This window comes from Candidatus Gastranaerophilales bacterium (assembly GCA_028696075.1).
In the GTDB taxonomy this organism is placed as follows: domain Bacteria; phylum Cyanobacteriota; class Vampirovibrionia; order Gastranaerophilales; family JAILCC01; genus JAQVHS01.
In genome coordinates this window covers 13,647-25,477 of the sequence record JAQVHS010000006.1, presented here as the reverse complement: position 1 = coordinate 25,477, position 11,831 = coordinate 13,647, and the positions used below count along the sequence as shown (strand labels likewise).

Sequence of the window (11,831 nt, the reverse complement as noted above, 5' to 3'; positions counted from 1 at the left end):
AAAGATTTTCTTTTAAAAAGGTATAACTTTTTTAATTTTCGTTTTTTTGTAAATCTTTCAACTGTATTTGAAGTTTTTTAGCTAATTTAGAAAGTGATGGTTTATTTTCTAATGTATCTAAAATAATTTTAAGCCTTTCTATTTCATTTTGTTTTTTCGTTTCCTCATCAAAATGTTCTTCTTCGTTGAAGCTATATTGGAAATTTAAAAAAGAAGCATTTTCTTTATTTATTAATATATTATTGTCTAAAGCTACTTGGGGAATATTACCAAATCTCTTTAAGGTATGACCATAAGTTACTTTGGGTACTAATTCAAGATACACAAAGAAGCTTATGGTAAAGTGGTAGTAATTTCTTTTTCTTTGCTTTTCTATTGCTATCAACTGTTTTAGCACCAATTCTTTTATCGCGTGCCCTACGCTTACTTCACTAAGTCCAGTGCATTTTGCTATTGTTTTTTGTGTCGGGTATGCATAACCTAATGCTGCATTCCAATAGTCCACTATGCACCTTAAAACTAATCTGGCGGATAGTGAAAGCTCTATTTTAGAATACAAAAAACTTGTAGTTATTAGTTTATTCAATTCAAAACTACTTTTATTTATATTAAGTTTTCTCATCAAAATAACCTCAATTGAATATCCTTCAATCTTATTTCTTCAATAAAACTTTCTTTTTTTACCTCAGTTATTTCTATAATTTTATCTGCGAATTCAGCTTCTTTATTTATTTTTTGACCTGCTACTAATTCATCTTGCATTAGTTTTAACTTGTAATCAAAACTATTAATGAAAAACATTGGGGTATAAAGTACTTCTTGAAACTTCAAGTTCAAGCTATCTCCTTTGATTACTTTTGCGGGGATACCTAATAATGAAAGTTGGATATATGCCATTTTATAGCAAATATCATCAATATCTACTGCTTCGACATATAGTTTATCTTGATAGTTTAAGCCTTGCTCTTGCATTGTTTGTGCAAAAGCAATTACCATACCCCCTGAGCCAACACAAGGTTCTGAAAGTGTAATAAAGTTTTTATGCTTGAGCTTTTCTTTTACATCAACGTTAAGAATCTCTGCCATTAGTTTAGAAACATGATAAGGTGTAAAAAATTGCCCCGTATAGCTTGCACCCATAGCATTAGTAGAAAAGATTTGTCCTAAAAAATCCTGAGGCACCTCCAGTGCGTCTATAACTATTGTAAACATTTCACTAAAATTGTTGTGTTGCTCCTTTTTATAGTTTTTTGCTACATCAAGATACTTATCTTCAAACTCATCGCTTCTATAGAATGGTTGGGCTATAGAATATGCGGTCATTGTTAAAAAATCATTAAACTTCTGCGAAATACTTTTTGAATAATCAACTTCTTGCAAAAGCTTATTAAATTCTCTAAGATAATCCATTTAGACTGCCTTTAGAGCTTTGTAATTAATCGTTTTTAGATAATTGTATAAGTTAGCTACCGTTGTATTAAACTCTCTTGCTATTTTGCTTTTAGGAACATTTAATCTATTCAGCTCTAAAATTCTATCTTTATACGGATCCAACTTTGACTTGCCTTTTTTACCTTTAGGTCTGCCTAATGGCAAGCCTTTCATCTTTCTTGATATCAACGCTTCTTTCGTTCTCAGACTAATCAAATCTCTTTCAATCTGTGCAACCAAAGCAAATATGGTCGATGTTATTGTAGAAGTAAGGTTTTCATTAGATGTTGAAAACCCTTCTTTTAAAGAGTATATGGTAAATTTTTTCTCTTTAGCTAAGTTTATAACTTCTAATATTTGGCTTACTGACCTTGCTAATCTTGATAATTCAGGCACTATCAAAACATCATTCGGCTTAATTTTTTGTAGCAATTCTCCCAATTTTCTTTTGCTAAAATGAATCTTACCCGTAATTGTTTCCTCAATGAATTCAACATTTCCTAATTTTTTTTCATTTGCAAAATTCAAAACCCCCATTTTATTTTTTTGAGTATCTTGCAAATAGGTGCTAACTCTTAAATAACCATAAATCATAGCAAACTCCTTTCATTTTATTTCATTATTCTTTCTAAATTATTGATTTCCCATGTGTCAAAATGGCTAATCAATCTAATGATTAACCTTTTTATATGCCCACAACCCTTATGTATAAAGAGAAAAGGTGTATTTGTACTTTAATTTTATGTACACTTTTCTCAAAAATCAAGACGTTTGCTAAAAATATTTCAATAATTTACTTGTAAATACTTGAAAAAATATAAAAATAGATTATACTAAAAGTAGGAGAATAAAAGATGAAATCAGTAAAAGTAAGAATAGAAAAAAAAATATTATCCGAAGAAAATTATGACAAAATTTGGACTATTGTTGATTTTAAAAACATGCCAAAGCTAAATGTGCTAAAAGCTTTTAGCACATTGCATAAAACAAATGTTATAAAACGTATTAAACGAGGTTATTATTATTGCGCAAAGCAAACCATTTTAGGTGAAACTTCTTTTGATAAAATTAATTTTGCTATAGCTAAAATCAAAGATAAAAGTTCTTTTTATTGTATTTCAGGCATGAATGCATATAATCAATTAGGCTTCACAACACAAGTAGCAAATAATATTACGATCTCTTGCGATGCAATAGCAAGAAGTTATGAAAATATAAAGTATTTAAACAGAAAAAAGCCTATTGATGGTGGGGCAATAGAGCGAATAATTTTAGATGCAATAATTGATATAAAAAAAATTCCAGATACTACAGTTGAAAAAAGCATATTACAAATTAAAAAATTGATAAAAGAAAACAAAGCTAATTTGACTTCACTTTTAAAATCAGCCATTTTTGAACCACCTAGAGTAAAGTCTCTTATCGGTGCAATTGCTCAAGAATTTGACGTTGATAAAAAACTTTTGCTAAAACTTAAAAAATCTATAAATCCAACTTCTATGATATATTTGAATACAGGAAACTCGTTAAAATTTTATGAAGAATGGCAAATTAAACCTGAAAGATAAAATGAAGCAATTACATCAGCATGAAGATTTTAAATATTTTATACAAGAAGCCTCTAAACAAGTAGGTTTAGGCGAATTTGTTATTGAAAAAGATTATTGGGTTACTTATTTGCTAAAAAACCTTGCAAAATCAATTTTTGCAGATGAAATAGTTTTCAAAGGTGGCACTTGTCTTGCAAAAGCCTATGATTTAATAGAGCGTTTTTCAGAAGATATAGACTTATTAATAATTGAAACAGAACAAACAAAGTCTAAAACTCAAAAAGAAAAAAGACTAAAAGCACTTCGAAAATTTGCTTCAACATTAGAATTTTTATCCTATAAACCAATTAAAAACGATCGCTCTACGTTACATGGTGCTTTTCACTACGAATTTCCAACAACTATTGCATCTTTTTCTAATGCGATAGGTAAAGAAATTTTACTAGAACCTGGTTATCGTGGTGGAATTTATCCGGAAATTGAAAAGAAATTTATAACTTCTTATGTTGAAAAACTTGTACATTTAAAGCTCAATGATTATGATACAAAACCTTTTTTAATAAATGTTTTATCCTTAGAAAGAATTTTTGTTGAAAAACTTTTTGCACTCAAAGAAATTTATGATAAAGATAATGGAAAAACTTTAGTAAATAAAACTCGTCATTATTATGATATTTATGAGCTTTTAAAAAGTTCTGAAATACAGTTATTGCTTGAAAATAAAGAGAAATTAAATTTAATAGTTAATGATATAAATCAAATAGGACAAAAATATTTTAGTTTAAAGCCAATATATTTAAGTGAATTATTAAACCATATTGCAATAAATCCCGATGATACCTTTTTTAAATCTCTCAAAAAAGGTTATACAAATGATAAAGAACTTTATAAAAATCCACTAGCATTTGATGAAATTATTGAAAAAATGAAGGTAGAAATTGTAAAATTAAAATAAAAACCTATGTTTTACAATTTTATTATATAAATACCTATAGTTTTACCAAGCCTTTTCTTTTTATAAAACTATATAATAAAAAGGAACATTTTAAATTTATAAAATTTTGTCGGTAAACTGCTTATTTTTTAAACATAAGTTTTTTGGTAAAAGATATTATTTCTGAGTAAATTTGAATGTCTTCGGGATTTGATAATAAGGCTTCCTTTATTAGTTGCTCTTTTGGTTGGTCTTCTATGGTAGATATTTTTACACCAAAGTCTTCCACTGATAAATTTAAAACCTCTAATAACCTTAAAAAATTATTTACTTGAGGAAATTGTTTACCATTTTCAATGTTACCAAGGTTTTTATCAGACATACCAACTTTTTCCGCAAGTTCGGTTTGCCTTAAATTTGCTTTTTTCCTTGCATTTCTGATAACTGTTCCTATGAATTTTTTGTCGTCGTATATCATATATTTTACCTTTTTAATCAAAATACCTTATATATGACGCATTTATAACCCACCATGTTTCTTGTTTTTAAAAAACACGAAACATATGTTGATTTTTAAAATCGCTTTATGTTATACTCATTATTATTTTTACATTTTATAGAAATGTAATACATGTATGGATATATCGAAAGTGTTTCGAAAGGAGAAAGTTTATGAAAAAGATTATGGGTTTATTGCTGTTATTGTCAGTACTTATCTTAAGCAATCAGGTATTTGCTCAGGAAATTGATTTGACAAAGTACAACAGGATTACGGAGGATGCAACAAGGGTTGGATTTAAAATTTTAAATGCAAACAATATTTCAGAGAGAATGAATTTTGATTCTCATTGGAGTAATAGGGGGATTGTTCCTATTCCAATTAATTACAAACAGCATTCGATGTCGGTTGACAACAAGTTGTATCATTATCGGGAAGTAAGTGTTTGTTTAGATCAAGTGCCATATATCGATAATGAAGACGAACTAGCCGCAATTTTAGCACATGAAATAGCACATGGAGTAGATTCTTATCAGGGTTTAATTTCGGGGTATTTCAGATACTTTTTAAACGACTTTTTCTTTTTTAACGCTAAAAGAACAGACCGTAATATGGATAAAAAAGCCGTTGATTATATGGTTAAGGCAGGTTACAACCCTGTTGCCTTGATTACAATAATTAACAAGTCAAATGGACAAAAACGTACTGATTGGTACCTAAGAACAACTCAAACATCAAAGAAAATGATTTCCGTATATCTTTATATAAAAAGAAATTATCCTCAGTATCTTTCCAGCAGTTATGCTCTTAATAATCAATACTATAGGAACTTCTTAGTTAGCGAAGGAAAGTCAATTGCTAAACAAGATGCAAAGAAACCCAGATTTTGGGATTAAAATTATAATCTTGGGAAGAAATGAAATAGGGTTGGAGTTTAAATTCCAACCCTATTTTGTTAACTGTATTAGTCGTTCTATAAGATCTTTATTGCTCATGGTTTCATTGGTTTTTAGCTTATAGGTCAGTTGATTTTGAAATCTATTTTCTTCTCTTTCACGCTCTAGTTTTTCCCTATTACGTTTATTTTCATGCTCTTTTTTCTCAGCGTCTTTAGCTTGAGATAGCTGTCTTCTAAGCATTGCTATTTTACTTTTATACCTTGCTATTTCATCGTTAATTTGATTTTGAATTTGATCACTTCTATCCATTTTGCTCCTTTATTTTAATATAAGGTTTTGATTAAATTTTCTATAGTCGTTAAACGAATGCATAGAGCTTCGTAAAGGCTGTTTGTTAGCTATTTAACAGCAGTGTAAAATGCTTTATATACAAATTATCCCAAACAAAAAACCTTATTTGAAAAAATAAGGTTAAAAGTTCTAAAAGTTATAAAAGTTCTTTATTCTAAAGCATTTTCAATGACATTACCATTTAAAAGTTTAAAATCTTTTTTATCTTCGGTGATAGTTTCTTCCACTAAAATAATGAAATGACCATTATGTTTTTGGTTATACTCCTCTTTAAGCATATAACCTTTCAGTTCTGCTATCTCTTTTAAAATAATTATTATGTCTGAAAAATTTTTTCGTAAGTAGTTTCTTTTCATACCTATTTCATTATGGTGATTATTAATCAATATAGTTTTAGAGAATCTCTTCCCTGTATTTTTAACAAGAAAATTAAAAAATTTATCATATTCATCGAATTTGTCAGGCTTATGCTCTATGAACAATCTCATATCATCAGAAATAAACTGAATAGTAGTAATTGCTTGATTTACGTCATCTACAGATATTCTCAAGTCTTGTGGATGATTTAAAGAAGCGTATAAGCAAGCAATGTTAAGCACCTTAAGCTCTCTATTTTGAAATTCTTTTTTTAAAATATCATCATCTTCACGATTGCCTTCTTCTTGCACATATCTTTTATAGTTAAGCAAAACAGTATCAATAGCTTCATTTTCAATAGTGTACGTAGAGCCTATTTGAATTTGATTAAAAATATTTTTAACTTCATCAGATGTTTCACCTGCAAACCACTGGGCTAGTTCTATTTGCTTTCTATAATTATCGGGGATAGGAGAACTTTTATAATAAGGTTGAAAAACAGTAATTGCACGTCTAGCCAAACCTGTTTTAAACATCTTTTCGATTTCATTTTTTAGGCTTGTAAAAAATTCGCTTGGATCCGACAATCCTACAAAGCTGATAGGTAAAAAACTAATATTATCTAATCTTTGTTCGCTTTTAATAGATTTTGAATCAAAATCACCATCATAACAACTAATGATCATCTTCAAGAATTTCTTGCATTCATGATGCTCCATTGAGCTTAACTCTGATATCTTTATAAAAATCGAGCCAAAATCAACCTTTAAAAGAGAACCTGCATCTTGACAAATTCCTTCGGGAGTCGCACTATTAGTTTCAAGGGTAAGTTTACGTAATTTTTTAAGTTCAGCTTTGGCTTCTTTATTAATATATTTTTTAGCTATTTCTTTTTTTTCCGTCTCGTATTTTTCGTCATAAGTATTTTTTATTTCATCAAGTACTTTTCTGAAAATATGTGTGTTTAAATTTTTTAACGCCTTATCCTTACCACTACCGCTAGGAGCAAAAACTAAAAGATAAAGATTACAGATACGATGGTTATTTAGTTCTTTAAATGAAACCCTTTTAAAATTAACCATTTGCATAAATTTAATAAGAGTTAAAGATAGTTTGATTGTATTTTTTAAGTTAGGTTGTACCTTTTCTAAAAAATTCATTGTATTTTTTATTATGATGGGGGCATTATTTAAAACCTCATCTAAGCTTAGATTTTGTTTAAATTTAGTTAACATTAGTTTCTCCTTTTATTTTTTCTATAAATTTATTGTAAACTGCTTTATAACGTGGATATTCGAGATTATTTATTAAATCCTCTTTAATAATAGCTTTTATTTCACGCATTATTTTTGTTATGTCTTTAGAGTTGTCAAATGAACATTGGACTCTGATAAAGTCTTTGACTAAATCTAAATCATAATTATGGTTTTCGCATATTCTTAAAATACCTTCTGCTTTTATTAGTTTTGATATTGTATTGATTTTCATTAAAAAAGCTCCTTTCCTTGAGTAAAATTTTGTATTGTTTCATAAATAGGGTTAGATTGACTGTTAATTATTTTTTGCAAATAAATTTTAGAATCACTCTTAGGTAGATTGAAAGCCTTACGCATGGTGGCTTTATCATAAATATGTCTCTCGCAACGTAAAATATTGTTAGCATTTTGTACAAAATCCTCACCAATAATAGATGTATACCTTGAAGAAGACTTAGAACTACAAAGTTCAATGCCTTTGTTATAAAAACAGATAGACCCTTTAATTGTTTTGCCTCTTGGTAATATCATTAAGCCTTGATGCTCATACGACAAGACTTTTAACTTATCTGTACTTGTCAAAACTGATAGTTTGATTGATTTAATCATCTCTTCAGGTGTTATATCCAAAAGATGTAGGTCTTTAGTAATATCAACAATAAAAATTTCAGACTGTTTTAATGCCTTCGAAATATCTATATCCATTAATCCGTAAGTATTAAATTTTACGAAGGTTTCTTCAATGTTTTTGGTGTTAATATAGCCCAAATCATTTTTCTTTGCATTTATTTTGCCTGTTATATCAAACAAAACATCGTTACGTCTTATTTTTAGCTCTTTTATTCCCAAAAAATTCTGAAGAACTTTTTCAGGATATTTTATTACTTCATCTCCATAATTAATTGCGTTTTGTATAAAGTTAGGCACTTTTAGCAAGCTATCTTTCGGAAAAGCCCCCTTTATACGATCAAAATTTAATATTTCCATATTTACCTCAATTCTATTTCTAACTTGTACTTACATACGGTATTACTTATTTATTGACTTATTAATAATAGATATATAGCCTACTACAAAAGGTTTTTGGCTATGCTTTTATTAAGCAAGTCTTGGTTCTTGTGTTTTTTGAACTTTATTTAATTGTCAAAGTGCGGTTTTGAACAATTTCATCAAGGAAACTTATTAATGCCATCATATTATCTGAAATTTCAACGGCATCTTCATTTGACAAATCCTCTTTGTAGTAAATTTGCCAAAATTCTTTTGTATCTTTAATTTTTTCTTTTCTCTTGTTCATCATTTGCTTATAATGACAAGATTTTTTTTGCTTGTAATAAAAAGTTGCTGGCTAATTGCCAGCAACTTGCTAAGAATACTTACTACTAATAATTATATGTTGTGCGTTTCAATGATATTATGATAAGCGGTATTAATCCTGTAAGTTTCGTCATCTTCTAATATAATTAGTTTGGCTTGTTGATTTTTCAATGGATGATTATCAGGTGCTATATTTCTAATACAGCCATTAATTTTGCTTATAGGACTAGAAATATCATTTATATTATTTTGTTTTTTAAGCTCTTTTATACTTACCCCCTTTGGGTTTTGAATAAGCATGTTAAATAGCCCCAGCTTTACAGATTTTTTGGTGCCCAGGTAAGCAGACGTACAAAGTTCGATATTATTGAATATTATACTGTGTATGTTATTTTTTGCATTAATATAAACCAGTATTTTTTTTGCATTTTCTGCAGATTCTTTTAGCTCAGCTTGTATTCTTTTTATAGCTACAATTTCATATGATTTTTCTGAAAAAACATTTTTATTTTTCACGTCTAAAATTTCAAGCTCACCTGTCAAGACTAAGTCTATGAAATATTCTATCATTCTAAAATGTTGGCCGTAGTTCCAAAGGTCATTAAACTTAAATATAATATAATTTGTTTCAGCTTTTTTATTTGTAGTATTTTTTAAAAATTTTTCAAAATTTTTTTTATGAACTTTAAGATTATTATAATCACCGTCAATATTTGCTTTACTGAACCGCTCTGTATATACAACTAATTCGTTTTTTAATTCTTCCTTATCGAAAGAAATTTCACAAGAACACCAATGTAAAAGATATTTATCAATTGAACCTTGCGAAAATTCTTCTATTGGGTTATTCTCATTGGGTTTTGTTTTATATTCTTTATAAGTTTGAGAATTATTTATATGCTCAAAGTAAGATTCAATATTATTTGATAGATTTAATTCCTCTAGAAAAGTATTATAACCTTCAATACAAAAATCATCACAACTTAGACCTTGATTTAGTTCATCAAAAAACTTAGAATGTGTTTTAAATTTCAATTTACAACCAAAAGTGAATTTCAAATCATTTAAAATACAAAAAATATCTTTTACAAATTCTTGATACTTTTTAATAGCCTGCGTATTATTATTCTCTTGATTTTGAAAATTCTTAATAACAGGAATATTATTTCTCTTATCTTCTGGTAATAAATCCTTTAAAAAATCTATTCTATATAAAGCAATATTATTTCCCGTTTTTGCATAAAGTAGCCAAATTATGAACAGTAATGTTTCTTTTTGAGCTAATTCCATGATACCTCCGATTTTATTATATCAAAATTAATAAAACTGAAAACAAATAGTTTGTAAAAAATTAAAATTATGTTTTAATAGTATAAGAAAAGGACAGAATAATTAACTCTGTCCAAAGATATTTGAATTTATAGGGTAGCTCTACGCTACTCTTTTTTTAGATTTTAACGGAAATTTCCAAAATTTACCTTTAGATATTTGAATTATTCCGTTTACCTTACGGTAATTTGTAACTAAATACAAAATACCGTTTTCATTTACGACAAATCTTTTCATAGCCAAATTCTCCTCTCTTTTTTGTATCCCATTAAAGTCATATATAACTTTAAAACTATCTCGACCGAATTAGTCAGGGAATTAATATTTAATTTGAAAAATATTTCTTTCAAAGTGCCTCCGGGTCATGCTTTTTCAACGTCTTGCTATAGCTATTTTATCATTATTTGAAAAAATGTATAGAATAATATCTAAATTTTAATATTTCTTTACAATATATATTATTTTTGGTGTTTTGACAGATATTTTTTTAATTGCTATAATACATTAAAACATTGAGGAAGAGTTATGAATAATGAAGATTTAGCATATAACCTTTTAAGGTTACGTACTGTGCATGAAAAAACACAAGAAGAAATTGCGGTTAAAGCCAAAATATCTATAATGACTTATCGCAATATTGAAAGTGGAAAATCAAATCCTACAACTTCAACTATTAAAAGTCTTGCGGATTGTTTTTCAATTACTATTAATGAATTACTTAAACCAGCCAAAAAATTGAAGCACGTTAGATTTAGAGCGTTACAGAAAAAAAACATTAAAAAAAGAGAGCAAATTTTATACTTGGTGTCTGACTGGCTTGATGAATATAACTATCTTGAACAAAAAACAGGGGATAAAACCGAGTATAAATTATCTAAACTACAATGTGATAGTGAGGTTAAAAATATAGAACAATTAGCACAAAAAGCTAGGGCACGTTTAGAGATTGGTAATGAACCCGTTAGAGACATTTGTGGCTTATTGGAATCTAGAGCAGGTATAAAAATTTATGCAAGAGAGTTTAAATCTGATGCATTCTTTGGATTGTCAATATTAGAAGATGATGGTTCAAAAGTCATAGTTGTAAACACTTGGGATAGAATACCTATTGAAAGAAGAATATTTAGTGTCGCACATGAATTTGGTCATATTCTAATGCATCTGACATCTTTTGACAAACCTAATCTAGAAGAGGATACAATTGAAGAAAAAGAAGCAAATACTTTTGCTTCATATTTTCTAATGCCTGAAAAAGATTTTATTGACGAATGGAACAAGGGCGTAAGTTTTGATTTTATAGACAGAGTTATTAAGGTTAAACAAATATTCAAGGTCAGCCATAAAGCTGTTTTATATCGACTTTCTGAAATTTTAGAAAGTAAAAATATAAATATAAATATTTGGCAAAAATTTAATTTTGAGTATAAGAAGAAATATCCTAATTCAAAGCTATCCTATAAAGAAGAACTTAACCCATTAAATTCACTAAATAGTCTTGACGAAAATTCTATAGAGCTAGGAGCGTTATCCGATAATTTTTACTTTGGCGGCAAATTAGCAAAACTTGTAAAAGAAGCAATAAAGAAAAAAATTATTAGTACGAAAAAGGGTGCTGAAGTTTTAAATATTGATACTGCAAAAATGAATGAATTAGCAAAATCTTGGGATGATGACTTGGCTCAATTATGATATTTCATCTTTAAGTAATATTTTTATAAGGGATTGCCAAATAATGAATATAATTTGAAGACATCGCATTAATTCTACAATACATTTTATGTACAAAAAAATTTTCGTCTTATCTTTTTTTAATTTATATACATATCTTTTACGACTTACTTTAGTTGGAATTTCTATAACTAAAGAGCGTTTATTGCCAAACGGTATGATTTTTTCTTTTTGCATTTT

The 11,831-nt window shown here is 27.9% G+C and carries 16 protein-coding genes; 4 read left to right on the top strand and 12 right to left on the bottom strand.

Annotated elements, in window-relative coordinates; all coding sequences use genetic code 11:
* Positions 1–31 precede the first annotated feature (31 nt).
* From PHX18_05335 to PHX18_05325, 3 genes are read right to left on the bottom strand one after another with little or no spacing between them, the layout of a single operon-like run.
* Positions 32–622, bottom strand: a complete 591-nt coding sequence (locus PHX18_05335; protein ID MDD3594033.1) for a helix-turn-helix domain-containing protein — start codon at positions 620–622, stop codon at positions 32–34.
* Complete coding sequence (locus PHX18_05330) at positions 622–1,410, bottom strand: N-6 DNA methylase (GenBank protein MDD3594032.1); 789 nt, start codon at positions 1,408–1,410, stop codon at positions 622–624. Before PHX18_05330 ends, PHX18_05335 begins: the two co-directional genes overlap by 1 nt.
* The gene (locus PHX18_05325; protein MDD3594031.1) at positions 1,411–2,025 is read right to left on the bottom strand and encodes a recombinase family protein; all 615 of its coding nucleotides are present in this window, start codon (positions 2,023–2,025) and stop codon (positions 1,411–1,413) included.
* 260 nt (positions 2,026–2,285) lie between these two features.
* On the opposite strand from PHX18_05325, the gene PHX18_05320 reads away from it, so the two are divergent.
* The gene (locus PHX18_05320) at positions 2,286–2,999 is read left to right on the top strand and encodes a DUF6088 family protein (GenBank protein MDD3594030.1); all 714 of its coding nucleotides are present in this window, start codon (positions 2,286–2,288) and stop codon (positions 2,997–2,999) included.
* The gene (locus tag PHX18_05315; protein MDD3594029.1) at positions 2,968–3,936 is read left to right on the top strand and encodes a nucleotidyl transferase AbiEii/AbiGii toxin family protein; all 969 of its coding nucleotides are present in this window, start codon (positions 2,968–2,970) and stop codon (positions 3,934–3,936) included. Before PHX18_05320 ends, PHX18_05315 begins: the two co-directional genes overlap by 32 nt.
* A 121-nt stretch (positions 3,937–4,057) precedes the next feature.
* Here the strand turns inward: PHX18_05315 and PHX18_05310 are convergent, their stop codons facing one another.
* Entirely contained in the window at positions 4,058–4,414 is a 357-nt protein-coding gene (locus PHX18_05310) for a helix-turn-helix transcriptional regulator (protein MDD3594028.1), read from the bottom strand.
* Between the two features lie 173 nt (positions 4,415–4,587).
* Between PHX18_05310 and PHX18_05305 the strand changes: the two genes are divergently transcribed.
* Positions 4,588–5,310 (top strand): hypothetical protein, encoded by a 723-nt coding sequence (locus PHX18_05305; protein MDD3594027.1) that lies wholly within the window; start codon positions 4,588–4,590, stop codon positions 5,308–5,310.
* A 51-nt stretch (positions 5,311–5,361) separates the two neighbouring features.
* Here PHX18_05305 and PHX18_05300 read toward each other — a convergent pair whose 3' ends face one another.
* The 7 genes from PHX18_05300 to PHX18_05270 form a co-directional block, all read right to left on the bottom strand.
* Complete coding sequence (locus PHX18_05300) at positions 5,362–5,622, bottom strand: hypothetical protein (protein MDD3594026.1); 261 nt, start codon at positions 5,620–5,622, stop codon at positions 5,362–5,364.
* A gap of 191 nt (positions 5,623–5,813) precedes the next feature.
* Positions 5,814–7,256: a hypothetical protein gene (locus PHX18_05295; protein MDD3594025.1), complete on the bottom strand. Its 1,443-nt coding sequence runs from the start codon at positions 7,254–7,256 to the stop codon at positions 5,814–5,816.
* The gene (locus tag PHX18_05290) at positions 7,246–7,509 is read right to left on the bottom strand and encodes a hypothetical protein (GenBank protein ID MDD3594024.1); all 264 of its coding nucleotides are present in this window, start codon (positions 7,507–7,509) and stop codon (positions 7,246–7,248) included. Before PHX18_05290 ends, PHX18_05295 begins: the two co-directional genes overlap by 11 nt.
* The gene (locus PHX18_05285; protein MDD3594023.1) at positions 7,509–8,264 is read right to left on the bottom strand and encodes a hypothetical protein; all 756 of its coding nucleotides are present in this window, start codon (positions 8,262–8,264) and stop codon (positions 7,509–7,511) included. Before PHX18_05285 ends, PHX18_05290 begins: the two co-directional genes overlap by 1 nt.
* A 145-nt stretch (positions 8,265–8,409) precedes the next feature.
* Positions 8,410–8,577 carry a hypothetical protein gene (locus tag PHX18_05280; GenBank protein MDD3594022.1) on the bottom strand — a complete coding sequence of 56 codons (168 nt, stop codon included), beginning with the start codon at positions 8,575–8,577 and terminating at the stop codon, positions 8,410–8,412.
* Between the two features lie 89 nt (positions 8,578–8,666).
* Entirely contained in the window at positions 8,667–9,884 is a 1,218-nt protein-coding gene (locus tag PHX18_05275; GenBank protein ID MDD3594021.1) for a hypothetical protein, read from the bottom strand.
* A gap of 141 nt (positions 9,885–10,025) precedes the next feature.
* Positions 10,026–10,160 carry a hypothetical protein gene (locus PHX18_05270; GenBank protein ID MDD3594020.1) on the bottom strand — a complete coding sequence of 45 codons (135 nt, stop codon included), beginning with the start codon at positions 10,158–10,160 and terminating at the stop codon, positions 10,026–10,028.
* A gap of 288 nt (positions 10,161–10,448) precedes the next feature.
* On the opposite strand from PHX18_05270, the gene PHX18_05265 reads away from it, so the two are divergent.
* The gene (locus PHX18_05265; protein ID MDD3594019.1) at positions 10,449–11,612 is read left to right on the top strand and encodes an XRE family transcriptional regulator; all 1,164 of its coding nucleotides are present in this window, start codon (positions 10,449–10,451) and stop codon (positions 11,610–11,612) included.
* On the opposite strand, the gene PHX18_05260 is transcribed toward PHX18_05265, so the two are convergent.
* Complete coding sequence (locus tag PHX18_05260; protein ID MDD3594018.1) at positions 11,607–11,828, bottom strand: hypothetical protein; 222 nt, start codon at positions 11,826–11,828, stop codon at positions 11,607–11,609. The two genes, PHX18_05265 and PHX18_05260, sit on opposite strands and share 6 nt — an antisense overlap.
* Positions 11,829–11,831 lie beyond the last annotated feature (3 nt).